Here is a 25,818-nt window from a genome sequence, read left to right on the forward strand (position 1 = left end):
CATCCGGCCTGCGCGTGCCGGGGGGCTGGTGCCGGCCCCGGGGCGCGCGGCCGGACATTCAGGGGGCGGCCGGTCGGCTCCCGGCGGGCGGCGCGGTGCCGTCGCCGGGCGGGGCCGCGGGCGGGTGGCCGAGCGCGAGCGCGAACACCTGCTGCCTGCTGGTGCCGTCGGAGCGCAGCGGGGCGCGGACGGAGGCGGGGATGAACCCGGCGAACGCCGAACCGGTCAGCCCGTGCGCGACCCCGGCCAGCCACATGGTGTGGACGGCGGCGCCGGCCCGGGTGAGCAGCGTCCGGTAGCCGTGGCCGCCGTCGCGTTCCTCGGCCGTGCGCAGGTCTACGGCGACCGAGACGATCGCCGGCGCGTCGCCGAACTCGGCTTGCAGGGTGAGGGTGTGGCGCTGCTCGGGTGGTGGCAGTTCCAGCACCGGCCGGGCGGTGCGGGTGAGCGCGTCGAGGTGGTGCACGGCGGGCCGCAGCCCGGCCACCCGGAAGGCGACGACGCTGATCTCCAGCGGCGTGTGGGGCTGTTCGTCCGGCCACTCCTCGGCGTCGGCCGCCACGCCTTCGGCGATGACGTCGGTGAGCAGCGGCGCGGGCAGCGCTTCCGGGGACCAGAGGCGGTTGGCGCGGCGGCTGCGCAGGGTGTCCAGCAGGTCCAGCCGGGTGGCGGGGTCCCGGTCCGCGCGTGCGGGCACGGCCGTGGACGGCCCGAGCGGCTCGGGCGGGGCCGCGCGCCGGGTGGCCGGGGGGTCGTGCGGGCGCGCGGGCGCGGACGCGAAGGAGTCCACGAGCTGGAGTGCGAGGTCGTCCGGGGCGATCACAGCGGCCTCCCGAGGTCGGTGACGGCGGTGACGGGTTCGACGCGCGGGTCGACGCCGAGCGCCGCGGCGGCCGCCCGCTCGTCCCAGCGGTGTACGGGGGTGCGCGGCAGGCCCAGGGTGCGGCAGACGCGGCGCAGGGTGGCCTGGGCGCAGCCCGCGTCGAGCAGCGTCACCCGCAGTGCGAAGGAGTGGTACTTCTTGGCGACCTTGCCGAGGTTGCCGGTCAGCAGCAGGGTGGCGGGGCCGGCTCCCGGCATGCCGTCGAGCGTTTCGGTACCGGGCGAGAGGAGCGCGAGGCGGTGGTCTCCGGGTACGTATCCGTAGAGGCCGGGCTCCAGGCCGGGCGCGTCGCGGACGGCCAGGTGGGCGAGGACGGAGCCGATGTTGCCGCCGCTGGGTGTCCAGCGGCGCAGGAAGTCCGGGTCGCCGACGCGGATGCCGGCGACGGTGGCCAGGACGAGGGAGAGGGTGTCCCGGTCGACGGCGGCCTCCGGGCCGGTCTCCTGCCCGTAGGGCTGTCCGGCCAGGCGTGCGGTGTCCGGGGGCGGGAGTTCGGTGCGGGGGCAGACGGGCCACGTCTTCTCCTGGCGCTGGAGGGCCAGGTTGGAGGGCTTGTAGTGCTGCTGGTGGCCCTTGAGGTCCATGTACTCGTGCGGCGGGAATCCGATGAACGCCTCGTAGCGGGCGGCCAGCGGCGCGGGGTCGGGGCCGTCGGCGGCACCGCTCTTCTCGACGGCGGGGAGGGCGGAGCAGGTGGGGCAGCCGGGGCGGGTGGCGCCGCTGTGCCGCTGCTGCTTGAGGTCGTCCAGGTCGACGGTGCGCCACTGGTTGGGGTAGGGCGAGGGGACGGCGCGGGAGAGGAACCCGAACAGGTCGTGCGCGGCCAGCGCGGCGGTGAGCGCCGCGGCCTCCTCGTCCGGCTCCGGGTCGGCCGGGGCGGACTCCCGGGTCCCGGACTCCTCGTCCAGCAGGCACTCCAGGCACGGCGTGTACCGCGGGTGGACGAACGGCCCCAGCCGGGCCCGCCCGGCGGAGACGGCCACCCGCACCAGCGGGACGTCGCGGTCCCGGCAGACGGCGGCGACGGCCGGCAGTTCGCCCGGCGGCAGGCCGGCGGTCACGGCCAGTGTGGTGTCCGGAGGCGGTACGGCGTCCGGCCCCGTCACCCGCGTCACGTGCGCGGAGGGCGCCAGCTCCGCCGCCAGCGCGTCGGCCGCCGCTCCGGTGCCGAACAGGGCCACCCGGGCCGCGGCGAGCCGCAGCGCGCCCTGCTCCCAATAGCCGTTGGCGCCGGTGGAGTCACCCATCCGGGAGAGGTAGTCGGCGAGTTCGGCGGGCAGTGCCGCCCCGGGGTCCGGCCGGTCGGCGCCTTGGGGCGGCGGGGAGTCCTCGATGACTCCGCACATCCACAGCAGCGAGAGGGCCTTGAAGACCGCGCGCTGCGTCAGTTCCAGTTCCGCGGCGAGCGCGGTGCGGTCCCGGCTCCCGTCCAGCAGCGGAAGCAGCCGGGGCAGCAGTGCGGTGGCGGCCTTGCCGCGGAACACCTGGGGCGCGGGCAGCCCTTCGACCGCCAGGCCCTCGTCGATCTGCTGCACGGCCAGGCCGCGGCGCAGCCGGGGCAGTGCCGGTACCGAGAGCTGCGGGTCGCGCAGCGCGGCGGCGCCGGTCTGCTCGGCGGTGAGTACGTCCCCGTTCGGCATCTTCGTCAGCTCCCCACCGCTGCGGCGCCGGTCAACCGCTCGAAGGTCCGCCACGAGGTGTCCTCGCCGCCGCGCGGCGGGCGGCACCGCGGGCACTGGTCCACGGCCACCACGTGGTGGCGTGCCGTCCTGCCGTCGGCGAGGTTGACGGAGCGCACCCGGGTGGCGGTGGCCTCGCTCTCCGGTGGTGTCCCGAAGAGGTCGTGCACGGCGGCGCGGGCCAGCGCGACGGCCATGCCGACGTGGTGCGGCGCGTAGCCGGTGACCCGCGCCCGGCCGGGGTGCGGCGCGTGGCCGTCGCCGGTGCCGCTGCCGTGCTGCTCGCGCACCCGGCGCGGTACGGGCGAGCGGTCGTGCTGGTCGCGGCGGCGCACGAAGCAGCGGTGGCAGGCGCCGAACCCGGGCCGCACGGCGGGTCCGCAGCGCAGCTCGGCGGGTTCCAGCTCGATCGGGAGCCAGGGCACGCCCCAGGCGTACGCGGAGGTTTCGACCGCCTCGGCCAGGGTCGGTCTGGGGTGGTCGGTGATCAGCACCAGCAGATCGCCGACCGGCCAGAAGCTGGGGTGGCTGCCCTCGTCGACGCCCATGGTGACGGCGCCGGGGAGGGCCGCGGCCAGCCGCTCGCCGACGGCGTGCCCGAAGGAGCCGGCCGCGAGGAACAGCGGTCTGCGGGGGCCGGTCGTTCCGGTGTGCATCGCTTCTCCTGCCCGGGGTGGGGTGGTGGTGGCGGTGGACGGGTGCTGGGGGGACGGGTCGGCGGGGTGTCAGGCGAACGGCTGCGGAAGCCGGGTGATCTCGTCCTCGGACAGCACCGGATGGCCCATCGCGCGGGGCGCCTCGTACAGCCGCGGGTGGCCCAGGTAGCGGGCCCGGTGCACGAAGGAGAGCGGCATGAGCCGGGGTACGGCGACCCGGACCGCGGTGGCGCCGGCCTGCCGGGCCTCGTCGGTGGTCAGGTCGACGGCGATCACTTCGCAGCCGCGTGCGTGCAGCCGCTCCAGCAGCCAGTCCAGGACGCTGCGCGGGTCGGTGGCGGCGGGGCGGGGCAGCGCGCTCAGCGGCCGCTCCTCCCGCTCGCCCTCCAGCAGGAACGCGAAGCGGTCGCGGGCCGACCGCGGTCCGGCCTGTGCCGCACCGCCGACGACGTCGACCAGTTGTTCGGCGTCGTCGCCCGGCCGCCCTTCGCGTGCCTGGTTGGTGATGTGGTGCCGCAGCGCGATCCGCAGGGACGCGGCCTCGCGGTGCAGCTTGGCGACGGCGTCGCCGGGGTCGGGATCGCAGGTGGCGGCGACGATCTGGGCCAGTTCGGGGTCGTCGTCGGCGAGTTGCACCCCGTAGATCACCGGGATGCCCAGATCGGTGGTGGCGTCGAAGAACCGGGTGCGTACGTGCGGGTTGGCGGCGCGCCGAACGAACGCGCGCTGCCGGGGCGAGAGCGCTTCGGTCTCCACCGTCAGCCGGGGCAGCCGCAGCCTTTGCAGCCAGGTCAGCGCGATGGAGTCGCGCTCGACGACTTCGAGCAGCCCGTTGACGACGGCGGCGGCCGGGTCGGTGTGCACGGCGCAGCCGGTGGAGACGGGGTGGCTGACGCGCTCCCCGCGCGACTCGGGCGGGTTCTTCAGCCACACGTGCACGGCGGGCACCCAGACCGGCCGGCGCCGGGTGAAGGACCAGCCGCGCACCCAGCGCATGGGCGCGTCCGGGTCGGGGCCGACCAGTCCGTGGCCGCCGGCGGCGAGTTCGGCGGCCGACAGCCGGGGCCAGGAGTCCAGCGGGACGGCCTCGTCGCCGAGTTCGGCGGCTGTCGCCCAGCGGCAGCGACCGGTGTCCCGGGCGCAGGAGGAGTAGCGCTCCAGGGACTCGGCGACCGCCAGCAGCGCGGCCCGGTCGGCGGACAGATCGCCGCCCGCCCCGTCGAAGTTGCCGTGCTCGGCTCCCAGGTCCCAGTCCTCGTGCCCGGTCAGCACGTGGCCGGGGTCGCCCAGGGAGGCGGTGAAGATGGGGAAGTCCGGGTCGCCGGGGCTGCCGGGGAGGCGCACGGCGCCGCTGACGAGGCCGTAGGGCGAGACGAGGTCACCCATCCGGCGCAGCGAGGCGGGCGGTGGTGCGGTGGCCGGCTCCTGGACGGCGGTGGCCTGTCCGGGGGTCTTCGGGGCGGCGGCCTCCGGGACGGCGGGGCCGGTTTCGGAGGCGGCCTCGGGTGCGGCGGCATCGGGGCGGGGCAGTGTGGTCGTCGCGTCGGCGTTCATCAGTTCTTCTTCTCCGTGTACCAGCGGAAGGCGCGGACGGCCGCGGCGGTCAGCAGCGCGGCGGTGGCGGCGATCAGCAGCCAGTCGAGCCACTGCGCGTGCCGGGTGACACCGCCGGTGACGTCGTGCCGGAGCGCGTCGCCCAGCAGCGCCACCGGGTTCCAGGACAGAACCTCGGCCAGTCCCTCGGGCATCAGCTCCAGCGGGAAGAGCACGCCGGAGCCCATCAGCAGGAGCGGGGTGAGCAGCCCGGAGAGTGCGTTGGTCAGTTCCGGCGAGCGCAGGGTGCCGCCCAGCAGGAAGCCCACCGACATCAGCAGCCACATGCCGAGCGCGGTGGTCAGCAGCATGGTCAGCGCGGACAGCGGCGTCAGCAGGCCCAGTACGGTCGCGACGGCCCCGGCGACGGCGAGCAGTGCCAGCCCGAGCGCGCCGCGCGCGGGCAGCAGCGAGGTGAGGATGGCCTGCGGTCTGGCCGGTGTGGTGCGCAGCAGCCGGAGGGTGCCGTTCGCGCGCAGCGAGACCAGCGTGCCCGCGGTGGCGCTCAGGGCGAGCGACATCAGCGCGAAGACGAGGACGCCCGGGAGCACGAACGGCATCGGTTCGAACGGCGGACTGCCGTCGGTGCCCACGGCCTCCAGAGTGCGCCCGTCCCAGCCGGTGCCCGGCAGCGCGTCGCGCAGTGCGGAGACCACCGAGGGGCTCTCGGGGTCGGTCACCACGCGCAGCGCCTCGCCGTCGGCGGACGGGGCGACCACGGCGTCGGTGTCCTGGGGCGCGGCGCGCGGCCCGTCGACCGCGGTGACCCGCGAACCGTCGCCGAGCGCCGAGCTGAGCCGGGCCGCCTGGGTGTCGCTGCCCACCACCGCGATCGTGTAGGGACCGCCGGCCCAGGTGAGCTGCATGATGGCGACGAACAGCCCGGCGAGCAGGACCGGGAAGACGACGCTGAAGAACAGCGCCATCGGGTCGCGGACCAACTCCTTGGTCATGCCCCTGGCCAACGCGGTGAACTCCCCGCGGGGCGCGGTGCCGGGGCCGTCGGGACCCGGCGGGGGCGGCTGCGCGATGTCTGCCGTGCCGGTCCGGGCGCCGTCGGCGCGCGGACCGTCGTCCTGCGCCGGACCGGTGGCCGTCCGGCTCGTCCCGAGTGTGCTCACCGCGGGCTTCCTCCTTCCGGGCGGGCGCCGCCGGCCGCGGCCGGTGCCGCGTCGGCCGCCGCCGGAGCGCTGTCGGCCGCCGGAGCGGTGCCGGTCGCGGCCAGGAAGGCGTCCTCCAGCGTCGGACGGTGGAGGCGTACGTCCGCTTCGGGCGCCCGTTCCTCCAACCAGGCCACAGCGCGCTCGGGCCGCCGGGCCTCGACGGTGAACCGCGGTGCGCCGCCGCCGTCCCCGGGCTCGGCCCGCACCGCGTCGGCGCCGAACTCCGCGCGGGCGGCCCGCAGCAAGCCCTCCTGGGAGGAACGGACGGTGACGGTGCTGCCGGCGGTGAGATCGCGCACGATCTGTGCCGGGGTTCCGGAGGTGCGCAGCCGCCCCTCGTGCAGGACGGCCAGCCGGTCGCACCGCTCCTCGGCCTCCGCCATGGCGTGGGTGCTCAGCAGGAAAGTGGTGCCGCCCGTGCGGGCCCTGTTGATGACAGCCCAGGCGTCGCGGGAGGCGTGCGGGTCGAGCCCGGTGGTGGGTTCGTCGAGGACCACCAGCGGGGTGTTGCCCACCAGCGCCGTGGCCAGCAGCAGCCGCTGCTGCTGGCCCCCGGAGAGCCGGGCGGTCCTGGTGCGGGCCTTGTCGGTGAGGCCCAGTTCGTCGATGAGCGCGGGTACCGGGCGCGGGTCGGGGTAGAGCGACGCCCACATCCGGAGCGTCTCCTCCACCTGGAGGCGGGGGAAGAGGCTGGTCTTCTGCGGCTGGAGGGAGAGCGCGCCGCCCAGCCAGGCGTCGCCGCGCCGCCCGGATCCGAGTTGCCTGCCGAGCACCCGCACGTGTCCGGCGGCGGGCCGCAGCAGCCCGGTGACCGCCGCGATCGTGCTGGTCTTGCCCGCTCCGTTGCGGCCGAGAAGACCGAAGATCTCGCCGCGCCCGACGGTGAAGCCGACATTGTTCACGGCCGTGAAATCGCCGTAGCGGACGGTGAGTTCCTCGACCGCGAGGACATGCGGGTCGCCGGACTCGGCGGCCTCGGTATCCGGACTTTCACTGCGTTCTTGAATGCTGAACATTTCGACGCTGCACCCCCACGTCCGCGCAATACGTCGACACGTTCTGCGCTGTGCGTCAGGCCGGCCCGATCGGCCGTGATCGGGAGCAATGCTGGTCGCCCGCCGGAACCTGCGGCAAGGGGTGTTCGGAGAGACCGAATGCCGGAACCGGCGTACAGAAGAGGGGACTTGAGCGTTTCGACGAACGGCCTACCTGTCAGTCTCCTTGTGCCGCAAGGGACTTACGGGAATAGTGAGTCGTCCGACCAGGCGGATACCACGGGATGACCTTCCCTGCTCGGGCACCGGCCAGGACCGGGCCCGGTGTCCGCAATGCACCGAGTTTGCATGATTTGCCATACGGGGAGACTCAGTGAACGATCGGATGCTTCGCGCCTTCGTCACCTGTGCACGAACGGGCAGCGTGACCAGAACGGCCAGCGCCTTGGGCTACTCGGCCGCCAGCATCAGCGACCAGATCCGCCAGCTCGAAGTCCACACCAGGAAGCCGCTGTTCCGCCGCACCCCGGGAGGCATGAGTCTGACCGAGGCGGGTAGGCGCATGGTTCCGGTGGCCCACGACATTCTCTCGCGGATGGATCTGCTCTGCCGCTGCGAGGAATTGCCCGGACGCGGCAGGCGGCGCCGCGGCCACCATTCCGCACCACTGCGGGAAGTGCACGCCGTGCACCGCACCGCCTGAATCAGCGGGCATTCACGAATCGCGTTCGCGAAGGAAAAGCCAGAAGTTCACGCAGCGGCGTGCGCGAAGGCGGGGAGCGATGGGCGAAGCATCGCTCCCCGCCTTCGCATATGCGGGTTCCCGCTCGGTGCGGCGCTTTCCCCGCGCGGATTTCCCGCGGCGGTCGGGACGGGCGGGGCTACCGCTCGCCGGAGTCCGCCGGCGGTTCCGCCTCCGGACCCCGGGCGATGGCCTGGAGGCCCTCGCAGTGCTCCTGGAAGATCCGCCTGCCCTTCGGGGTGGCCTTGAGCCAGGTGCGCGGACGCTTCCCGAGGTACCCCTTCTCGACCTCGATCAGGCCCGCCTCCTCGAGCGCCGCCGACTGCTTGGAGAGAGCCGAGTCGCTGACCTCCACCACATCCCGGACGAAGCGGAACTCCAGCCGTTCGGCCGAGGCCAGCGCGGCAAGTACGGAGAACCGGACCGGGGACTGCAGCAGCGGCTCCAGCCGGTGACGCGGGTGGCGTGCGGTGCTGCTCACCGCGCACCCGCCCGGCGGGCCAGCAGTGCCGCGCCCAGCGTCCACGCCGCGAGCACGGCCAGCGCGGCCGACCACCACAGCAGCGGTGCGCCGCCCGGCCAGACCGAGCCGATGACGACGGCTGCCACGTACAGCGCGCTCCAGCCCGCACTGAAGACGAGGTGGAAGCGGCGGAAGCGGCGGGTGACGACGGGCCGGGTGCCCGCGTACCCCATGGCCGCCATGCCGAGGGCGGCCCCGACCGCGTTGAGCGTGACAGCGGCCGCGGGAGCCGTCCGGGCCGCCGCGGCGGCGCCGAGCAGCAGCACGGTGAACCCGAGGAAGCCCAGCAGATAGCGCGCGTACCAGTCGGCGTGAGCCCGCTGACCGGCCCCCTGCACCGCGTCCCGCCGGGCGAGTGCCGCCCGCGCCTGCGCTGCCTCCATGACCCGCCTCCCGTGTTGTCGGCCGTTCACGTTCTTTCAGACTAGGCATCTACTTTCCATTTTTGCAAGTCCTCTGTCACCGTCCGTGCACTTGACAAGCTTTGCATAATGCAAAAGTAAGAAGGGAGCAGTGATGGTCGGCATAAGGGCTGGTGGCAGCAGAGGTACGACGAGCGCATGGGTGCGCTCCGCACCATGGGGGCTGATGCTGCTGGCCGTCCTCACCGGAGCAGGCGCGGGCCTCGGCTCGATCGTGTTCCGCTGGTGCATCGAGCAGTTCACCCGGCTCTTCTCCGGGCACGAGGACTACGCCGCCGACCCCGGCTCGGCACACCCGCACCTGTCCTGGCTGGGGCCGTTCTTCGTGGTGCTGGCGCCGGTGGTGGGCGGGCTGCTCTACGGCCCGCTCGTCCAGCGCTTCGCCAAGGAGGCGCGCGGACACGGAGTGCCCGAGGTGATGCTCGCGGTGGCGCAGCGCGGCGGGCGGATCAGCCCGAAGGTCGCGGTCGTCAAGACGCTCGCCTCCGCGCTGACCATCGGCTCCGGCGGTTCGGTGGGCCGCGAGGGACCGATCGTGCAGGTCGGCTCCGCGCTCGGAGCCACCATGGGCCGGCTGGTGCGCGCCGACGAGGGGCGGCTGCGGCTGCTGGTGGCCTGCGGCGCCGCGGGCGGCATCGCCGCGACGTTCAATGCCCCGCTGGCGGGTGTGTTCTTCGCCATGGAACTCATCCTGATGACCTTCAGCGCCGAGGCATTCGGCGCCGCGGTGCTCTCCAGCGTCACCGCGAGCGTGATCGGCCGGGCCGCGTTCGGAGACGTGGCCTTCCTCGAACTCCCGGCCTTCCACGTCGACCACCTGGGCCAGTACGGCCTCTTCGCGGTGCTGGGAGTGGTCGCCGGCGCCGTCGGGGTGGGCTTCTCGCGCATCCTGTACGCGATCGAGGACGCCTGCGACTGGCTGTGGCGCGGACCCGAATGGCTGCGGCCCGCAGCCGGAGGGCTGGTGCTGGGGCTGCTGCTGCTCGCCCTCCCGCAGATGTACGGAGTGGGCTACCCGGTGCTGGAGAACGCCACCGAGGGCGAGTACGCGGTGGGCTTCCTGCTCCTGCTGCTCGTCGGCAAGATCCTGGCGACCAGCGTGACCATCGGCATCGGCGGCTCCGGCGGCGTGTTCGCGCCGAGCCTGTTCATGGGCGCGATGCTGGGCGCCGCCTACGGCGCCGTGCTGCACCAGCTGCTGCCGCACAGCGCGGGCGCGGTCGGCGCCTACGCGCTGGTGGGGATGGGCGCGGTCTTCGCCGGGGCGTCCCGGGCCCCGATCACCGCCGTGGTCATCCTCTTCGAGCTGACCGGCGAGTACTCGATCATCCTGTCCATGATGCTGGCGATCGCGCTGGCCACGGCGACCGGACGGCTGCTGTCCCGGGACACCGTCTACACGCTCAAGCTGCGCCGCCGCGGCATCGACCTGGAGGGCCCGGCCCAGGGCGCGCCGCTGGGCCGCCAGCCGGTCGGCTCCGTGATGGAGGCGCTGCCCGAACCGCTCTGCGCCAGCACCCCGCTCACCGAGGCGGCCGACGTGCTGAGCCTCTCCGGGCACGGGGCGCTCCCGGTACTGGACCCGGCGGGCCGGTACGCGGGAGTGGTCACCACCCGGGCGGTGGCCGAAGCGCTGTCCGAGCAGCCGGACGGCGCCCCCACCACAGCGGGCGACCTGGTCCACCGGCCGCCGGTCGTCGAGCCGGACGAGCCGCTGGCCACGGCGCTGCACTCGCTCGCGGACTCGGTGGGCAGCGGGATGCCGGTGCTGGACCCCGAACGGGGCGTCCCGGTGGGCTGGCTCAGCCACCGCAGCGCCCTGCGCGCCCTCCACGCCCCGGCCGCAGCGCCGGCCCCGGAGTCGGTACCGGCCTGAGCGGACCCGGCCTGAGCGGACCCGGCGCCGGACGGCTGCCCGGCCGGTCGGCCGCCGGGCAGCGGTCTCAGGTCACGGCCGGTCCCAGGACCGGTCCGCGGGCTGCTCACGGGGCCCCTCCGGCGCCCGGCCCTCGGCGGGGTCCGGCGCGGTCGGTGCTGCCGCGAGGTCGGCCAGGTCGCCCCAGCCCAGCGGGTAGGGGACGTCGGCGTCCGTGGGGGGCACCGGCGGCTCGCCGCCCGCCCGGTTGAAGTCCGTCAGGGCCTCGATGAGCGCCGCACGCCGGTCGGGGGCGAGACGTTCGACGACCGCCGCCAGCTCCCGGCGGCGGCGGGAGGTGACACTGCCCACGATGCGCCGGCCCTCGCCGGTGAGCGTGAGGAGCGTCTCGCGGCGGTTGTGCGGGTTGGTCTGGCGGTCCACGAACCCGGCCGTGATCAGCCGGTCGGCCATCCGCATGGCCGTCGACGGCGCCACCCGCAGCAGCTCGGCGACCGCGACCAGCTTGGTGGCACCGCGGGAGGAGAGGGCCACCAGCATCCGGAACTGCGGCAGCGTCACCCGGTCCTCCACCTCGGCCAGCGAACTGGCCGACACCGCCACCAGCACCCTGGACGCGGTCAGTACGGCGCGGGTGACCGCGTCCACATCGTCCAAACCCTCCAGCGGGTCTCCGCTCTCGGTCATGTCCCCTTTTTACCGCTTCCTTCTCTTCCGCATCCCGCGGTCTCCCGGGCCGGCCCCGGACCGGTCACGCGCCCGGTCACGCGGGCCTCAGTCGCGCCCGGGGCCGCGCCCCGGGCGGTAGCGCACCAGGAGCATCGCGGCGTCGTCGTCCTGGACGCCACCGGTGTAGCGGTCCACATCATCCCGCAGCGTGTCCAGCGCCGCCTGCGCGTCGCCGGTGCGCAGCAGCCCGCCCTTGTCCTTGAGGGGGTAGAAGTTCCCCTCACCGTTCCGGGCCTCGGTCACCCCGTCGGTGTAGAGGAGAAGTTGGTCGCCCGGCGCGAACTCGGCGCTGAACGTGGCGGGCGGCTCCCCTCCGTGCGCGGCCAGCCCGAGCGGCAGCGCGTAGCTGGCCGGCCGGGGGAAGTCCACGCCGCCCCGGCGGACCAGCATCGGCGGCGGATGGCCGTGGTTGAGGAAGACCACGGTGCGCTCCTTGGGGCGGACCTCGGCGATGATGGCCGTCACGAACTTCTCGTCCTCCAACTCCCGGCCCACGCTGCGCTCCAGCCGGGCGCCCAACTGCGCCAGGTCCGGCTCCTCGTAGGCGGCCTCCCGGAAGGTGCCCAGCACCACGGACGCGGTCTCCACCGCCGCCAGCCCCTTGCCCTGCACGTCCCCGACGATCAGTCGTATCCGGTCGGCGGACGCGGCCACCTCGTACAGATCGCCGCCGATCCGCGCCTCGGCCACCGCCGAGGTGTAGGAGACCGCCACCCGCAGCGGGCCCGCGCTGCGCGGAACCGGACGCAGCAGCACTCGCTGGGCGACCTCCGCGATCGACCGCACGCTGGCCAGCTCCTGCTCGCGCCGGCCCCGCATGATCGCGGCCACCACACCGGCGACGGTGACCCCGGCGACGGAGGCCAGGGCCGTGTAGCCGCGCCGGGTCAGCAGAAGGTCGTCGTAGATCCCCAGCCCGACGCAGAGCAGCATCGCCAGCGCGCCGACCACCAGGGTGCGCCGCCAGGTACCGACCAGCCCGGCGAAGGCGGGGCCGAGGGAGACCAGCGGCAGGAAACCCACCTCGGGGCCGGCCAGCATGTCGACACCGGCCACCACCGCCATCACCAGGACCGGCAGCAGTACCAGCACGGTGTAGGTACGCTGCTCGCGCCCCTCAGCCATGGTGCTCCCTTGCGACGTCGCGCCTGCGGAACCGCTTCCGCCGCGGTCCTTCGCTCGGAACTTCACCCTAAGCAACGGTCGCAGTGGGCCACGGGTGCCCCGGCCGTCTCGTTATCCGATCGCAGCGCCTCACCTCGAGTGCCCGGACCTGCCGCGCGGCCGCCGCGGCTGCGGTCCCGTCGCCGGCAGGGGTGCCGGAAGGACCGGAAGGAGGGGTCTCACTCCCGCTCCGGCGCCCGCGCGGCGGGCGGCTGCCGGAGGGCCGCCTCGACGGCGGCCACCCGGTCGGCCAGCAGGCCGAGCGCGGCGACGGCCCGGGCCATCGGGTCGGTGTCGGTGTCGCCGAGGGCCTGGGTGCGGACGTAGCCGCGCTTGATCTCCGACCACCGGTCCGCCCGGTCGCCGGTGAGCACGCCGCGCAGCTCGGCCAGCTTGAGCAGGTTGGCCTCCGCGTCCGCGGTGAGGGTCTGGGCCTCGGCCGCGAAGTGGTCCTCGACCAGGGCGCCCAGCTCCGCGTCGTTCATGACCGGCTGCACCCGCTGCACGATCTTGTTCATGGTGCGGTACGAGCCCTGGAGCCGGAACGGCGGCTCGGTGCGGGTCGCGTCGGTCTGCCCGGCGGAGGCGATGTAGGCCCGGTTGACCGCGAGGACGGTCTCGCGCACCGCCAGCACGTGGCGCAGCACGGCCAGTATCCGGTCCAGCTCGGCGGGCGGGCAGGGGTGGGAGAGCCGGTCGGCCCGCGCCTCTGCCGCACCCTCGGCCAGTGCGACCAGCAGTTCGACGTCCGCGCGGGGGCGGGCGGCCAGCGGCGCCAGCACCGGGTGGGAGGTCAGCGCGTTCTCCACGAAGCTGAGCGCGAAGGCGTCCTGCTTGCCCGTCAGCACCTCGCCCAGGTTCCACACGTCGGCCCGGTTGGCCAGCATGTCGGGGATGCGGAAGCGGCTGCCGGAGCCGGTGTAGGGGTTTCCCGCCATGCAGACGGCGAAGCGCTTGCCGCGCAGGTCGTAGGTGTGCGGTGCGCCCTCCCAGACACCCTCCACCCGCCGGGTGCCGTCGCACAGCGGGATGAACTTCTCCAGGAACTCCGGTGCGGTGTGCTGGATGTCGTCCACGTACAGCAGGGTGTTGCTGCCCGCCTTCAGCGCCAGGTTGAGCTTCTCCAGCTCCTGCCGCGCTGTCGCGTGCGGCGCCTGGGCCGGGTCCAGGGAGGTCACCTCGGAGCCGAGGGCCGGGCCGTTCACCTTGACGAGCAGCAGCCCGAGTCGTTCGGCCACGTACTCCAGCAGTGTCGTCTTGCCGTACCCCGGGGGCGAGAGCAGGAGCAGCAGTCCGCCGAGCGTCCCGGCTCCGGTGTCGGTACCGAGCTGCTTGGCCAGGTTCTCGCCGATCAGCGGCAGCCACACCTCGTCGATGAGTCTGCTGCGGACGAATCCGGGCAGGGCCTGCGGCCGGTGGTCGGCCAGCCGCAGCCGGTCCCGCTCCCGCGCGACCAGCCGGGCGCGGCGCCGCTGGTGGGCACGGAAGGCGGGCACGGCCTCGGCCCGGAAGGCGGCGGTGCGGGCGAGGAACTCGTCGATCCGCACGGTGAGTTCGCCGTCCCGGATGCGCGGGTGGGCGCCGAGCAGTCCGGTCGCGGTGCGGGTGAGCGGCGCGTCGCCGTCGTAGCGCGCCGGCTCCGGGCACAGCTGCGCGGCCACCGCCTCGGCGAGGTCGCCCGGGGTGGGGTCGGAGCCGGTGGAGCGGGCATAGGAGGACAGCCAGGCGGTGGCCAGTTGGTGCCGTTCGGCGAGGGTGTCCAGGGCGGCGAGGTCGGCCAGGTAGCCGTCGTGGAGGTCCGGGTCGACGGTGTGGCGGAACTTCTCCAGCAGCGTGCGGGCCGCGCCGCTGAGCACGAACCCGTCCGGGGAGCCGGTCAGTTCGTGCAGCAGGTAGTCGGCGGCGGCCTCCGGCCGGACGCCGGTTCCGGCGGCGGCCGGCCATTCCCTGCCGAACGACGCGAGCGCGGCCGCCAGTTCGTCGCGGAGCCCGGTGGGGGCCGGCACCGGCCCGAAGGTCTCGTCCGCGCGGGCCAGCGAGACGGCCCGGCGCTTCCAGGCGTCGCGTTGCCCGGGCGCGGCGCCGTGGGCCCAGAACAGTTGTGCGGCGGCCCGGGCGCCCGGCTCGTGGCGCAGCGCACCGGCTCCCTCGTACAGCTCCAGCAGCGTGCGCAGGACGAGGACGGCGTCGTGGTCGTGGACGCCGCGCTCGTACCCCTCGTCGTAAGCGTCCCGGGCGGCCTGCCGGACCAGTCCGGGCAGGTCCTCGACCGCGCCGAGGGCTTCCGGGCCGTGCTCGTCCAGCAGCCGGGCCGCCAGGTGTTCGGCCCGGTAGACCTCCGCCGACTCGGACGGGAGCAGCCGCTCGCCCAGCGCGCGTTCGGCCAGCAGCTCCGGGTCGGTGACGGGCGCGCGGTAGTCGGTGCCGGTCAGGGTGAGCGCCAGCCCGTCCCCGTCGGGCACCAGGGTCAGGTCCAGCGGCTGGGTGTTGACCGCGAAGCGGTGACGGCCCAGGCGCAGCACACTGCCGCCGTCCAGGTAGAGCTCGCCGCGGTCCCGCAGGGCACGCGCCGCCTCCTGACGCGCGGTCGACAGCCGGTCCTCCAGTTCCTGGGCGCGGGCCGACTCGCCCGACTCGCGCAGGGCACCGGCGGTGCGCCGCACGGCCTCCGCCATCGGGTCGGAGGTGAAGAACGCGGCGAGTTCCTGGCTGTCGGCCAGTTCGGCGGCGCGCCGGGCGAGGGTGCCCAGAGTGCGCTCGGCGGAGCCGACGAGCTGTTCGGTGCGGCGGGCCCTGGCGTCGGCCAGCGTCTGTTTGCGGGCGGCGAAGGCGTCGTTGAGCTCGGCGCGCTTGGTGTCGAGGTCGGCGAGGAAGTCCGGGGACTCGGCGAACCGCCGCTCCAGGTCCTCGATCTTCGCCAGCAGCCGGGCGTGCTGGGTGTCGCACTGCTGCGGGGTGTCGCCCGCGGCGAGGGCGGCGGTGAGCGCCTGGCCCAGCAGCGCGAACTCCGCGGCGAACTCGGCCTGGGACTCGCTCGCGAGCAGGGTGCGGCGGCGGGCCTCCGCCGTGGCGCGGGCCCGGTTGAGCCCCCCGGCCACCTCCGAGACGCGCTCCAGGACGGCGGTGCGCACGGCCGCGTCGCCCGCCTCCAGTGCGCCGATCACCTCGGTGACGGTGCGCAGCCCTTGGTCCAGGGCGCCGATCCGGTCGGCGACGGCGGCGGCCTCGGCGGCGGTGCCGGCTTCCCGCCCGGCGGCGATCAGCTCCTCGATCTCGCGGTGCTGGTCCGCGAACGCGCCCTCCTCGCGCAGGCTCTCGACCGCGCGCAGGCCGAAGGCGGCCAGTTCGGCTTCGGCTTCGGCCGCCAGTTCGGCGGCGCGCGCGGTGTCGGCGTGGCGCGTCTCGGCGCAGCCGAGCAGTCTGCCCTGGGCGGCGCGCAGCGCGGTCAGCCCCTCGACCCACGCGGCGGCCGGGCGGGGCTCGTCGCCGCGTACCCGCCGCACCACGGCGGTCAGTCCGGCGGCCGCGGCCTCCAGTTCCCCGGCCGCCTGCCGGGTGAGGTCGCGGACGGTCTCGAACTCGGCGAGGACCTGTGCGGCGGTGCCCGCCAACTCCTGGAGCGGGGTGTGCAGGTCGCCTGTTTCCGGGGCGCCGAGCCAGGGGTGGCTGTCCGCGGTACGCTCGCAGGCCGCCGCCAGCGCCCGGTAGCGCTCCGCGCTCGGCTCGCCGTGTGCGGGTGCGGCGGAGCGGGCGACGGCCAGGCACGCCGAGATGCCGCCGACCAGGTCCCGGTTGCCGATCCGGGCCAGCGGTCCGGCGTCCGGGGCGGCTCCCCCGGGACCGGCCTCGAACGCGTCGGACACGTAGGGGGACGCCCAGGTCTGCACGGTGTGCACCCGGCCGGGCTCCGCAGCGTCGTCGCCGTCGGCGCGCAGCACGGCCAGGGTGCCGTCGCCGAACAGCGCGTGCCCCTTGCAGACCAGCGGGGCGGCGAACTCCTGGCGCAGGGTGCTGTAGGACAGCAGCAGGTCGCGGCCGCCGTCCTGGGGCGCGTGGAAGGCGAACAGCACGTCCTCGCCGTTGGGGGCCCGCAGCGCGGCCTCGAAGCCGAACCCGTCGGTGTCCACCGCGTCGAAGGTCTTCCACTCGCCCGAGGCCAGGTAGTAGCCGCCGGGGAAGACCACGCCGCCGTCGCCGGGCAGTCGGCGGCAGGCCGCACCGATCCCGTCCAGCCGGACCACCTGCCGGGTGAGCGGGTCGACGACCAGATAGCGGCGCTGTTCCTCCTTGTAGGGCCGCACCCGCAGCAGGACCAGCGGGCCGACGGCGGCGTGTGCGATCTCCGCGTCCGCGAGGGACTGCAGGGGGTCGCTGACGGGCTCGCGGTACAGCTCGTCGGCGTCCGCTGCCCCAATGCCGCCCCCGGTACCGGTCTCCTCCGTCTCGATCCGGGCCCCGGAGCCGTGCCCGTACCCGACGGTGAGGAAGCCACCGACCGTGGAGACGTGGATCCCGTCGCCGATCGCGGCGTACGGACGGCGTCCGGAGACGTGGTCCTCGCGGGTGGCCTCGGTCCACGTCAGGTCCTGCTCGGGCGGGACGGTGTGGTCGCGCTCGCCGCGCGCGTCCAGGAACCGGGCGCTGCCGCCGTCCGGGGCGAGCTCCCAGCGCAGCACCCGGATGTCGGCGGGGTTCTCGCCGGTCTGGAAGACGGCCAGCAGCCGGCCCTCGACCGGGCGCAGCCGCAGCAGCCGGGCCTGCCGGTAGTAGCGGTGGAGCGCGGCGAACTCGTGCCGGAAGTCGGCGTCGTCCAGCAGTCCGGGCACCGCGTCCGCGGGCAGCGGGTTCAGCTCCCGGTCGTGGAGGGCCAGCACATCGCCCGGTTCGGTCCGGCCGTCCGCCGGGGGCGGCCCGGCGTGGCGGCCGAACAGCAGCCGGTCCCCCACCGCCACCACGTCACGCGGCAGGCTCGGGCGCTCGCTGTGCAGCCGCCCGGTGCCGGTCAGCGCCAGCCGCCGGGCGCCGAACTCCTCGGTGCGCAGCGTGTCGAGCGCCTCGGCGCGGCGGGCGAGTTCGACGGCCTGCGCGGCGAGCCGGTCGCGCAGCACCTCGTACGTTCCGGTGTCCGGACCGGTCTCCATCGCGGGCTTCCTTCCTCGGGGGGCTGTGGGTGCGGGGCCGGTGCCGGCCTGCCGGGACGTGTGGGTCCGGGCAGGCCGGTCGCGGGCTGCGGGTCAGTCCCGGCCGCCGCCGGGCGCGGCGGCGGTGCGGCCGTCCCCGTTCAGCTCGGCCAGCGGCATGTCCGCCAGCCCGAGCCGGCGTGCGCTCTCCAGCAGTTCGCCCAGCTGCCCGGACTGCTGCCCGCCGTCGGTCATCAGCTTCGTCAGCAGCGCGGAGACGGTCAGGTTCTGCACGTCGCCGGTGCTGAAGGAGCTCAGTACCCGGGTGAGGTCGCGGGTGAAGTCGGCGGTGCCGTCCAGCCACGGCCCGGCCAGGGCCTGCGCGGTCCGGGAGTTGTCGACGAAGCCGTCCACGCTCTTGCCCAGCGAGACGGCGGAGACGATCCGGTCGAAGAAGGCGGACTCGCCGCCGACGATGTCGATGTCGGCGCTCTCCAGCCCCTTGGCCAGCACGGCGGCCTGAGCTTCGGCGAGCTGCCGCTGGGTGTCCAGTCCGGCCAGCCGCACCTCCTTGTCGGCCTCCAGGCGCAGCCGGTACTCCTCGTGGGCGCGGGACGCCTCGTCCAGCGCCGCCATCGCCGCCGCCTTCTCGGTCAGGCCCTCGGCCTCGGCCTTGAGCTTCTCGCCGACCGCTGCTGCCTCCGCCTCCGCCCGGGCGCGGGCGCCGTCGGCCTCGGCGCGCAGCCTGGCCCCGACGGCCTCGGCCTCGGCCCGGCCGGCCTTCTCGATGACCTCGGCCTCCTTGTCGCGTACCTGGATCTCGGCCAGCCCCGGTGCGGCGTTCTCGGCCTGCACGCCCTCGGCCAGTCGCGCCTTGGCCTTGGCGTCCAGGTCGGCGGCCTTGAGCCGGGCCTCGGAGAGGGTGAGTTCCTCGGCGGCCCGGTGGGTGGCGGCCTGCTCGGCGGCCTCGGCCGCCTTGATGTCCTTGACCAGCTTCTCCTGCGCCTCGGCCTCGGCCGCGATGACGAGGGCCTGCCGCTCGCGCTCGGCCTCCTCGACCGTGCGCAGCTTCTTGATGGACTCCTCCTGCTCGGCGACGGTCCGGTCGACGGCGACGCGTTCGCGGATCACCTCGGCGATGTCCCGGCGCTGGGCCTCGACCTCCTTCTCCGCGGAGATGCGGGTCAGCTCGGTCTCCCGGTCGCGTGCGATGACCTCCAGGAGGCGGTCCTTCTCGATGCGCTCGTTCTCGATGGCGATGACGCGTTCGCGGTTCTTCTGGGCGACGGCGATCTCGCGGTTCTGGTTCTCGCGCTGCACCCCGAGCTGCTCCTCGGTGCGCAGGAAGGCGGCCTGGGCGCGCTGCCGCTCCTCCTCCACGACCCGCGCGGTCTCCGCCTCCTCGCGGGCCCGGACGGTCTCGACCTCGCGCTTCTGCTTGGTCTCGGCGTCCGCCTGGCGGCGCTCCAGCTCCAGGATCGCCTCGCGCGCGTCGACGTTCTGCCGGGTGATCTCCTTCTCCTCGCCGCGCTGGAACTCGTTGGTGCGCACGTGTTCGGCGGCGGTCAGCTCGGTGATCTTCCGGATGCCCTGTGCGTCCAGGACGTTGGCGGCGTCCAGTTGGACCAGCGGCGTCTGCTCCAGGTAGTCGATGGCCGCGTCCTCGAGGCTGTAGCCGTTCAGATCGGTGCCGATGACCTGGATGATGCGGTCGCGCAGTTCGTCGCGCTTGGTGTACAGGTCGGCGAAGTCGAGCTGCTTGCCGACGGTCTTGAGCGCCTCGGAGAACTTGGCGTTGAACAGCTCCTGGAGCGTGCCCTTGTCGCTGGCCCGCTCGGTGCCGATGGCCTGCGCGACCTTGATGACGTCCTCGACGGTCTTGTTGACCCGCACGAAGAAGGAGATGCGGATGTCGGCGCGGATGTTGTCCTTGCAGATCAGCCCGTCCCGGCCGGTGCGCGAGATGTCGATGGTCTTCACCGAGATGTCCATGACCTCGGCCTTGTGCAGGACGGGCAGCACGACCTGCCCGGTGAAGGTGACGTCGACCTTGCGCATCTTGGAGACGATCAGCGCGCGCCCCTGCTCCACCTTGCGGAAGAGCCGGGAGACGACGAGCAGGGCGGCGAGCACGATCAGCAGGACGACGGCGACGAGCACGCCGAGGCCCAGGTTGAAGGTTTCCATGTGACGACCTCTACGAAGAAGGAGCGGCTCGGGGAGCCGGTGTGCGGCGGTGGTCCGGTGGCCCGCGGTCCGGCCGGGGCCGGTGCGCGCGCATGGCGGCGCGGCGGACCGGTGGTGCGGTGCTGCGGTGCTGCGATGCTGTGGTGCTGTGGTGCTGCGGTGGTCTGAGGGTCAGTCGAAGGTGCGGCGCGGGTCGAGCGCCGGGTCGAAGGGCGCGACCCAGAAGAACTCGCCCGCCGCGTCGTAGGCGTACAGCAGGCCGGTGCTGCCCCGCGTCAGCCGGGCGGTCCCGCTCTGCCGGACCTGGACGAGCGCGCTGGAGCCGTCCTCGGCGGTGACCTCGGCCTGGCCGAACCGGCCGTCCACCTGGCGGGTGCGCACGGTGCAGGTCAGGCCGACGAAGTCGTGGCGTGAGGGGCCGGTTCCGGTCGGCAGCACCAGGGCCGCGACCCGCGCCGCGGCGCGCGCGAGCGGCCAGCCGGCCGCCGGCGCGGCGACCAGCAGTGCGGCGCCCGCCGCCGCCTGCTGCCCCGGCCCGAGCCCGGACCCGTCGAGCAGCAGCCCGCCCGCCAGGCTCAGCAGCCAGGCGACCGCGGTCAGCAGCGAGACCCCGACGGCGGCCGGAAGTCCGGCCAGGCCGTTGAAGACCGAACCGAACGGTGCGGCGGCCTCCTCCGGGTCGACGGTGCCGAGGGCCGCGAGCAGCCAGCCGAGCACGACGACGAGCAGCGCGGCGGAGAACACGACGGTGGGGAAGGCCGTGGTCGCTTCCAGGAAAGTTCCCATGGCCGTCCCCTCCGTCGCCCCCCGTTGGCCTCAGCGCCGCACACCCTGCCGGTGTGCGGCACCCCCTGCCGGTGTGCGGCACTGAGGCATCCCCCGGTTCCCCCCGGATTCCCCCGTGGTTCCCCCCGTGGCAAGCATTCTGGCCGGGGGGCGCCGCTCCCCGCATTGCCGGAACCCGGCAGCGTTCTCTAGGGTCTGCGTGCCGGACGGCGTCAGGGAACCGTCAACGCGGCACCAGGAGAGCGGAGATACGGGTGAGTGACGCTGCGGGCATACCGGAGACCTATCTGGACGGCTACGTCGAGCTGCTGGACGAGGTCTGCCGGACGGGCCGCCGACTGAAGCGGGACGAGCTGGAGACCCGGCGCGAGCTGGGCGAGCGCGCGGCGGACGCCGGGTTCGGACTGCGCGATCTGGTCAGCGCCCACCTCACGGCCGCGCGGACGGCCTGGCCGACCCTGCCGGGCGACGCCGACAGCCTGCTGACGGTGATGCACCAGGTGGTGGACGCGGTGGCCGAGGGGTACGAGCGCGCCCAGCGGCAGGCGGTCCGTCAGGAGGAGGCAACTCGCCGGGAGTTCATCGACGACCTGCTGCACGGCCGCAGCGACCTGGGCCGGCTGGCCGAGCGCGCCGAGCGCTTCGGACTGCGGCTCTCGCACACCCACGCGGTGGCCGCGGCGCGCGGCCCGGCCGACTACGACGAGAGCCACCAGGTGGCGCGCCGGGTCGAACGCGCGCTGATCGCCCGCTTCCACGACCGGGGCATCCTGCTGACCACCAAGGAGGGCCGGATGCTCTGCGTGGCGCCGGGCGACCAGCCCGAGGTGCTCACCTACTTCGCCAAGCAGTGCTACGCCGCGATGGAAGGCGGCCAGGTGGCGATCGGGCGCGTCCAGCCGGGCCCGGGCGGGGTGGTGCAGTCGTACGAAGAGGCCGTCAGCGTGCTGGATCTCGGCGCCCGGCTGGAGTTGCGCGAACCGGTGCTCTACGCCTCGGAGCTGCTGGTCTACCCGGTGCTGACCCGCGACCGGCAGGCCATGGCCGACCTCGTGCAGGCGACGCTGGGTCCGCTGGGTGCGGCCCGGGGCGGGGTCGAACCGCTGCTGGAGACGCTCACCGCCTACTTCGAGTCCGGCTGTGTGGCCGCGGAGGCGGCCCGCCGGCTCTCGCTCAGCGTGCGGGCCTTCACCTACCGGCTGGAGCGGATCCACCAGTTGACCGGGGCCAGCCCCACCGACCCCGCACACCGCTACATGCTGCAGACCGCGGTGATCGGCGCCCGGCTGCTCGGCTGGCCCGGTACGCCGCTGAGCGCGTGAAACGGGCCGGTAGCGTTCCGCCCATGAGTACACAGTCCGCGGCCGGGGTGGATCCCGGCTTCTGGGAGGAGCGCCGCGTCTGCTTCCTCACCACTCCGCGCCCCGACGGCACCCCGCACCTGGTCCCGGTCGGGGTGACCTACGATCCGCAGACCCGGATCGCCCGGGTCATCAGCAGCCGTTCCAGCAAGAAGGTCCGCAATGTGCTGGCCGCCGGATCCGAGGGGGCGCGCGCGGCGGTGAGCCAGGCCGAGGGGCGCCGCTGGTGCACTCTGGAGGGCACCGCCGTGGTGCGGGACGACCCGGAGTCGGTGGCCGACGCCGAGGAGCGCTACACGCGGCGCTACAAGCCGCCCCGGCCCAATCCGGACCGGGTCGTCGTCGAGATCGCCGTCACCCGGGCACTGGGCACCGCCAGGCCGGCGGGCTGGTGAGCGGGGCCGCGTGGCCGGTCAGCCCCAGGCGGCCCGGGCCAGTGCGACGCCGGCGAAGGCGGCCCCGAGTCCGGCTGCCGGGCTCGCCGCCACGTTGAGCAGCGCGTAGCGCGCCGCGCCCTGCTCTGCGAGGCGCAGCGTCTCGTAGGAGAACGTCGAGTAGGTGCTCAGCGCGCCGCACAGCCCGGTGGCCAGCAGGAGCTGCGCCTGCGGTGCCCCCAGGACCGGGGCGCCGGCCAGCGCGGCTCCGGTGAGCAGGCCCAGCAGCAGGCTGCCCGCGACGTTCACGGTGAACGTGCCCCAGGGGAAGAGCGCGTCGTGCCGGGCCTGCACGGCCCGGTCGGTCAGGTAGCGCAGCGGCGCGCCGACGGCGGCGCCGAGGCACACGTACAGCCAGTTCACGCGCCCGCACCGCCGGGCTTCCGGGGGGCGCCGCGGCCCGGCAGGCGGACCGTCCACACCTCGTCGAGCAGCACCGGGCTCTCTCCGGTCAGGTCCTCCAGTTCGGGGAGGAAGGCCCGGATCCGGTCGGCCTCGTCCACGATGACGACGGCCACCGGCAGGTCCTCGCTCAGCGACAGCAGCCGGGTGGTGTGCACCATCGAGGAGGCGCCGAAGCCCTCGATGCCGCGGAAGACGCCGGCACCGGCGAGCCCTGCCGCGTGGGCCCGGTGCACGATCTCGGCGTACACGGGCCGGTGGTGGTGCTGGTCGTTCTCGCCGAGCAGCACGGTCAGCCGCAGCGCCTTTCCGTACCGGGCCGGGTCCGCCTCCGTCATCCCTGCCTCCCTGAGATCAGCCGGCGGGTGGTTCCCGCCGCGAGCCCGACCGCTGCCATCGCGCCCAGCAGCGTCAGTGCGAGGTAACCGAGCGCGGTGCCGGTCGCGTCCGCCTCCAGCAGCCGCTCGATGTCCACCGCGTAGGTGGAGAAGGTGGTGAAGCCGCCCAGCACCCCGGTTCCCAGGAACGGCCGCACCAGTCGGTGTGCGGCCCATACGTCGGTGATCAGGACCATGAACACGCCGATGACCAGGCATCCGGCCACGTTGACCCCGAGGGTGGTCCAGGGGAAGGCGCCGTGCGAGGTGGGCCACAGGAGTCCGGCACCGTAGCGGGCGCAGGCGCCGAGTGCGCCACCGAGTGCCACGACTGCCACGACGGGGCCCTGGCCGCGCAGCGCCACGGGCATGCGCCGGGGCCGCACGGGGCGCCGCGAAAGCCTCTCCACACCTGTCTCCCACTCGCCGGGCGCCCGTGGGCGCGCGTCGTCGCAAGCAGGGACCGTTGGCGGCGCCGTCGCCGCGGTTGGTGTCCGGCGAGCCCCACCGCCGTGCGGGGCCGGGGGCGGCCGCCGCGCCCCCAGGTTAACGCCGGTCCCGCGGCCTGCGCACCCGCGGGGCCGTGTCGGGCGGAGGCGCTGCCCGAAAGCCCGGAGGGTGTCGCCCGGAAGCCCGGAGGGCGCCGCCGGGGAGCCGCGGGGAGCCGCGGACCGGGTTCGCGCACCGGGTCGCCCCCCTTGCGTGTGTTCGAAAATCTGGCAGGCTCCCCCCGTCCCATGCCAACACGGGGCGCATTCGGGGGTCTTGACTTCCGCAGGTGCTCCGTGCCGTCGAGAGGACCCCCCATGCGTGCTGTTCACGCTCCTCTGGCCACCGCCCTGGGCACCGCCGCCCTACTGGTGCTGTCCCCGCAGGCACCGGCCTCGGCCATGCCCCTGACCCCCACCGACCCCGCCGTCCCGGCCACCGCCTACGACGCTCCCGCCGACTACTACCAGGACGCGGAGGGCAAGTCCGGCTCCGAGCTGAAGTCGGCCCTGCACGGCATCATCGAGGACTCCGAAGCGCTCTCCTACGACCAGGTGTGGGACGCGCTCAAGGCCACCGACCAGGATCCGGACGACTCCTCGTCCGTCGTGCTGCTCTACAGCGGCCGCTCGCAGAGCGCCGACGACAACGGCGGCGGCGCCGACCAGTGGAACCGGGAGCACGTCTGGGCCAAGTCGCACGGCGACTTCGGCACCGCGACCGGTCCCGGCACCGACATCCACCATCTGCGCCCCACGGATGTCTCGGTCAACAGCACCCGCGGCAACAAGGACTTCGACGAGGGCGGCGAGGAGGTCGACCAGGCGCCGGGCAACCGCACCGACGACGACTCCTTCGAGCCGCGCGACGAGGTGAAGGGCGACGTGGCCCGCATGGTCCTCTACATGGCCGTGCGCTACGAGGGCGACGACGCGTTCCCGGACCTCGAGCCGAACGACGAGGTGGACAACGGATCGGCGCCCGCCATGGGCCGCCTCTCGGTGCTGAAGGAGTGGAACGAGCAGGACCCGCCGGACACCTTCGAGAAGCGCCGGAACGACGTCATATACGACCAGTTCCAGCACAACCGCAACCCGTTCGTCGACCACCCGGAGTGGGCCGACTCGATCTGGCCCTGAGGACGCGTGGTGCGGGGCCGGGTGCGCCCCGGCCCCGCACCGTCCGGCACCGGCCGCCGCTCACCGCCGCGCACCCCCGGCGGAACGTCCCCGCTTGTGACGCTTGTCTCCGACGGCTACGTCACACCCACCCGTGCCGATCTTCGCGCAGGCGCATCACCAGCACAGATGCCGCTGTTGGGTGTCAAGCGGCTTTAACGATCTTTAGCGCCCCTCGTTGGAGCATTCGGACAGACGTGCTTACGGTCGCTCCCGCTCGACACGTTCGCCCCGCACCAGTGGGCGGACAGCCGCGACCGTAAGGAACGAAAGACCATGCTGTTCTCCGGCAAGGGCCGTCATCGTCGCCCCAGCAAGGCCGCCCGTATCGCCGCCATGACCGGTGTCGCCGGCGCGGCGGTCGCCGTGCCGCTGGTCTCCGCGACGGGCGCGCAGGCCGCTTCCGTCGACACCTGGGACAAGGTGGCCCAGTGCGAGTCGAGCGGCAACTGGCAGGCCAACACCGGCAACGGCTACTACGGCGGCCTGCAGTTCTCCCAGTCGAGCTGGGCCGCGGCAGGCGGCACCGCCTACGCCTCCCGCGCCGACCTGGCCACCAAGGACCAGCAGATCGCCGTCGCCGAGAAGCTCCTGAAGATGCAGGGCCCCGGCGCCTGGGCCTGCGCCTCAGCCGGCGGCCTGACCGCCGGCGGCCCCGCCCCCGAGGTGGACCCCGACGGCAACCAGCCCCAGCCGCAGCAGAAGTCCGCACCGAAGAAGGCGGAGCCCAAGCAGGCCCAGCCCGAGCAGGCCGCCCCGAGCAAGCCCGCCCAGCCGCGGCAGCAGGCTCCCGAGACCGGCCACGGCAACTACACCGTCAAGCCGGGCGACACCCTCAGCGAGATCGCCGAGGCGCACGGCACCACCTGGCAGCGGATCTACGCGGACAACAAGTCCACCGTCGGCGACGACGCGGACCTGATCCTGCCGGGCCAGAAGCTCCAGGTCGGCTGAGACCGCCGAAGCTTCCCCAGACCGCCGTGGCCCGTGCCCCTTCCCCCGAGGGCGCGGGCCACGGCTCCCTCTCCTTACGGCCCGCCGGCTCAGCGGGCCGTCTGC

Annotated in this window: 22 protein-coding genes; 6 read left to right on the top strand and 16 right to left on the bottom strand. The window is 74.3% G+C overall.

All coding sequences use genetic code 11. The features are described 5' to 3' along the window. Positions 1-58: 58 nt before the first annotated feature. The 6 genes from P2424_RS10185 to P2424_RS10210 all read right to left on the bottom strand — a co-directional run bounded on the left by P2424_RS10185 (position 59) and on the right by P2424_RS10210 (position 6,990). Positions 59-823, bottom strand: a complete 765-nt coding sequence (locus tag P2424_RS10185; RefSeq protein ID WP_276475445.1) for a nitroreductase family protein — start codon at positions 821-823, stop codon at positions 59-61. After that, entirely contained in the window at positions 820-2,523 is a 1,704-nt protein-coding gene (locus P2424_RS10190; protein WP_276475446.1) for a TOMM precursor leader peptide-binding protein, read from the bottom strand. The genes P2424_RS10185 and P2424_RS10190 overlap by 4 nt, the downstream gene beginning before the upstream one ends. Before the next feature lie 5 nt (positions 2,524-2,528). Beyond that, entirely contained in the window at positions 2,529-3,218 is a 690-nt protein-coding gene (locus P2424_RS10195) for a TOMM precursor leader peptide-binding protein (protein ID WP_276475447.1), read from the bottom strand. Between the two features lie 69 nt (positions 3,219-3,287). Beyond that, the gene (locus P2424_RS10200) at positions 3,288-4,772 is read right to left on the bottom strand and encodes a YcaO-like family protein (protein WP_276475448.1); all 1,485 of its coding nucleotides are present in this window, start codon (positions 4,770-4,772) and stop codon (positions 3,288-3,290) included. Continuing rightward, complete coding sequence (locus P2424_RS10205) at positions 4,772-5,932, bottom strand: ABC transporter permease (RefSeq protein WP_276475449.1); 1,161 nt, start codon at positions 5,930-5,932, stop codon at positions 4,772-4,774. Before P2424_RS10205 ends, P2424_RS10200 begins: the two co-directional genes overlap by 1 nt. Further along, positions 5,929-6,990 carry an ABC transporter ATP-binding protein gene (locus P2424_RS10210; RefSeq protein WP_276475450.1) on the bottom strand — a complete coding sequence of 354 codons (1,062 nt, stop codon included), beginning with the start codon at positions 6,988-6,990 and terminating at the stop codon, positions 5,929-5,931. The genes P2424_RS10205 and P2424_RS10210 overlap by 4 nt, the downstream gene beginning before the upstream one ends. 364 nt (positions 6,991-7,354) lie before the next feature. On the opposite strand from P2424_RS10210, the gene P2424_RS10215 reads away from it, so the two are divergent. Then, positions 7,355-7,672, top strand: a complete 318-nt coding sequence (locus P2424_RS10215) for a LysR family transcriptional regulator (RefSeq protein WP_276478908.1) — start codon at positions 7,355-7,357, stop codon at positions 7,670-7,672. A gap of 178 nt (positions 7,673-7,850) precedes the next feature. On the opposite strand, the gene P2424_RS10220 is transcribed toward P2424_RS10215, so the two are convergent. Next, a complete protein-coding gene (locus tag P2424_RS10220) occupies positions 7,851-8,192 on the bottom strand; it encodes a transcriptional regulator (protein WP_276475451.1) in 342 nt (113 codons plus the stop codon). Beyond that, a complete protein-coding gene (locus tag P2424_RS10225) occupies positions 8,189-8,617 on the bottom strand; it encodes a hypothetical protein (protein WP_276475452.1) in 429 nt (142 codons plus the stop codon). The genes P2424_RS10220 and P2424_RS10225 overlap by 4 nt, the downstream gene beginning before the upstream one ends. A gap of 205 nt (positions 8,618-8,822) precedes the next feature. Between P2424_RS10225 and P2424_RS10230 the strand changes: the two genes are divergently transcribed. After that, positions 8,823-10,532, top strand: coding sequence for a chloride channel protein (locus P2424_RS10230; protein WP_276478909.1), 1,710 nt, complete (start codon positions 8,823-8,825; stop codon positions 10,530-10,532). Positions 10,533-10,604: 72 nt separating this feature from the next. Here the strand turns inward: P2424_RS10230 and P2424_RS10235 are convergent, their stop codons facing one another. The 5 genes from P2424_RS10235 to P2424_RS10255 all read right to left on the bottom strand — a co-directional run bounded on the left by P2424_RS10235 (position 10,605) and on the right by P2424_RS10255 (position 20,518). Continuing rightward, positions 10,605-11,219 (bottom strand): MarR family transcriptional regulator, encoded by a 615-nt coding sequence (locus tag P2424_RS10235; protein ID WP_276475453.1) that lies wholly within the window; start codon positions 11,217-11,219, stop codon positions 10,605-10,607. A gap of 87 nt (positions 11,220-11,306) precedes the next feature. Further along, positions 11,307-12,386: a PP2C family protein-serine/threonine phosphatase gene (locus P2424_RS10240; RefSeq protein WP_276475454.1), complete on the bottom strand. Its 1,080-nt coding sequence runs from the start codon at positions 12,384-12,386 to the stop codon at positions 11,307-11,309. Between the two features lie 218 nt (positions 12,387-12,604). Continuing rightward, positions 12,605-17,566 carry a DNA repair ATPase gene (locus P2424_RS10245; RefSeq protein ID WP_276475455.1) on the bottom strand — a complete coding sequence of 1,654 codons (4,962 nt, stop codon included), beginning with the start codon at positions 17,564-17,566 and terminating at the stop codon, positions 12,605-12,607. A gap of 93 nt (positions 17,567-17,659) precedes the next feature. Then, positions 17,660-19,732 carry a flotillin family protein gene (locus tag P2424_RS10250; protein ID WP_276475456.1) on the bottom strand — a complete coding sequence of 691 codons (2,073 nt, stop codon included), beginning with the start codon at positions 19,730-19,732 and terminating at the stop codon, positions 17,660-17,662. A gap of 171 nt (positions 19,733-19,903) precedes the next feature. Continuing rightward, a complete protein-coding gene (locus tag P2424_RS10255) occupies positions 19,904-20,518 on the bottom strand; it encodes a hypothetical protein (protein WP_276475457.1) in 615 nt (204 codons plus the stop codon). A gap of 254 nt (positions 20,519-20,772) precedes the next feature. Here P2424_RS10255 and P2424_RS10260 point away from each other — a divergent pair, with 254 nt between their 5' ends. Together P2424_RS10260 and P2424_RS10265 are read left to right on the top strand one after the other, a co-directional pair. Then, the gene (locus P2424_RS10260) at positions 20,773-21,840 is read left to right on the top strand and encodes a helix-turn-helix domain-containing protein (protein ID WP_276475458.1); all 1,068 of its coding nucleotides are present in this window, start codon (positions 20,773-20,775) and stop codon (positions 21,838-21,840) included. A gap of 23 nt (positions 21,841-21,863) precedes the next feature. Next, positions 21,864-22,274 carry a TIGR03618 family F420-dependent PPOX class oxidoreductase gene (locus tag P2424_RS10265; protein ID WP_276475459.1) on the top strand — a complete coding sequence of 137 codons (411 nt, stop codon included), beginning with the start codon at positions 21,864-21,866 and terminating at the stop codon, positions 22,272-22,274. 18 nt (positions 22,275-22,292) lie between these two features. On the opposite strand, the gene crcB (P2424_RS10270) is transcribed toward P2424_RS10265, so the two are convergent. The 3 genes from crcB (P2424_RS10270) to crcB (P2424_RS10280) are packed head-to-tail and all read right to left on the bottom strand — an operon-like array spanning position 22,293 to position 23,463. Beyond that, positions 22,293-22,676, bottom strand: a complete 384-nt coding sequence (gene crcB, locus P2424_RS10270) for a fluoride efflux transporter CrcB (RefSeq protein WP_276475460.1) — start codon at positions 22,674-22,676, stop codon at positions 22,293-22,295. Continuing rightward, positions 22,673-23,053, bottom strand: coding sequence for a DUF190 domain-containing protein (locus tag P2424_RS10275; protein WP_276475461.1), 381 nt, complete (start codon positions 23,051-23,053; stop codon positions 22,673-22,675). Before P2424_RS10275 ends, crcB (P2424_RS10270) begins: the two co-directional genes overlap by 4 nt. Next, a complete protein-coding gene (gene crcB, locus P2424_RS10280; RefSeq protein WP_276478910.1) occupies positions 23,050-23,463 on the bottom strand; it encodes a fluoride efflux transporter CrcB in 414 nt (137 codons plus the stop codon). Before crcB (P2424_RS10280) ends, P2424_RS10275 begins: the two co-directional genes overlap by 4 nt. Before the next feature lie 435 nt (positions 23,464-23,898). Between crcB (P2424_RS10280) and P2424_RS10285 the strand changes: the two genes are divergently transcribed. Both P2424_RS10285 and P2424_RS10290 read left to right on the top strand, forming a co-directional pair. Then, positions 23,899-24,720, top strand: a complete 822-nt coding sequence (locus P2424_RS10285; protein ID WP_276475462.1) for an endonuclease — start codon at positions 23,899-23,901, stop codon at positions 24,718-24,720. A 315-nt stretch (positions 24,721-25,035) separates the two neighbouring features. After that, positions 25,036-25,713, top strand: a complete 678-nt coding sequence (locus P2424_RS10290; protein WP_276475463.1) for a transglycosylase family protein — start codon at positions 25,036-25,038, stop codon at positions 25,711-25,713. Positions 25,714-25,818: the final 105 nt, after the last annotated feature.

It is taken from the genome of Streptomyces sp. WMMB303 (genome assembly GCF_029351045.1).
GTDB lineage: Bacteria > Actinomycetota > Actinomycetes > Streptomycetales > Streptomycetaceae > Streptomyces.

Bases quoted from the DNA above. Each gene is read 5' to 3' on its own strand.
- P2424_RS10190 (WP_276475446.1), bottom strand. From the start codon at position 2,523: ATGCCGAACGGGGACGTACTCACCGCCGAGCAGACCGGCGCCGCCGCG.
- P2424_RS10195 (WP_276475447.1), bottom strand. From the start codon at position 3,218: ATGCACACCGGAACGACCGGCCCCCGCAGACCGCTGTTCCTCGCGGCC.
- P2424_RS10200 (WP_276475448.1), bottom strand. From the start codon at position 4,772: ATGAACGCCGACGCGACGACCACACTGCCCCGCCCCGATGCCGCCGCA.
- P2424_RS10210 (WP_276475450.1), bottom strand. From the start codon at position 6,990: ATGTTCAGCATTCAAGAACGCAGTGAAAGTCCGGATACCGAGGCCGCC.
- P2424_RS10215 (WP_276478908.1), top strand. From the start codon at position 7,355: ATGCTTCGCGCCTTCGTCACCTGTGCACGAACGGGCAGCGTGACCAGA.
- P2424_RS10225 (WP_276475452.1), bottom strand. From the start codon at position 8,617: ATGGAGGCAGCGCAGGCGCGGGCGGCACTCGCCCGGCGGGACGCGGTG.
- P2424_RS10230 (WP_276478909.1), top strand. From the start codon at position 8,823: ATGCTGCTGGCCGTCCTCACCGGAGCAGGCGCGGGCCTCGGCTCGATC.
- P2424_RS10235 (WP_276475453.1), bottom strand. From the start codon at position 11,219: ATGACCGAGAGCGGAGACCCGCTGGAGGGTTTGGACGATGTGGACGCG.
- P2424_RS10240 (WP_276475454.1), bottom strand. From the start codon at position 12,386: ATGGCTGAGGGGCGCGAGCAGCGTACCTACACCGTGCTGGTACTGCTG.
- P2424_RS10245 (WP_276475455.1), bottom strand. From the start codon at position 17,566: ATGGAGACCGGTCCGGACACCGGAACGTACGAGGTGCTGCGCGACCGG.
- P2424_RS10250 (WP_276475456.1), bottom strand. From the start codon at position 19,732: ATGGAAACCTTCAACCTGGGCCTCGGCGTGCTCGTCGCCGTCGTCCTG.
- P2424_RS10255 (WP_276475457.1), bottom strand. From the start codon at position 20,518: ATGGGAACTTTCCTGGAAGCGACCACGGCCTTCCCCACCGTCGTGTTC.
- P2424_RS10265 (WP_276475459.1), top strand. From the start codon at position 21,864: ATGAGTACACAGTCCGCGGCCGGGGTGGATCCCGGCTTCTGGGAGGAG.
- P2424_RS10275 (WP_276475461.1), bottom strand. From the start codon at position 23,053: ATGACGGAGGCGGACCCGGCCCGGTACGGAAAGGCGCTGCGGCTGACC.
- crcB (WP_276478910.1), bottom strand. From the start codon at position 23,463: ATGCCCGTGGCGCTGCGCGGCCAGGGCCCCGTCGTGGCAGTCGTGGCA.
- P2424_RS10285 (WP_276475462.1), top strand. From the start codon at position 23,899: ATGCGTGCTGTTCACGCTCCTCTGGCCACCGCCCTGGGCACCGCCGCC.
- P2424_RS10290 (WP_276475463.1), top strand. From the start codon at position 25,036: ATGCTGTTCTCCGGCAAGGGCCGTCATCGTCGCCCCAGCAAGGCCGCC.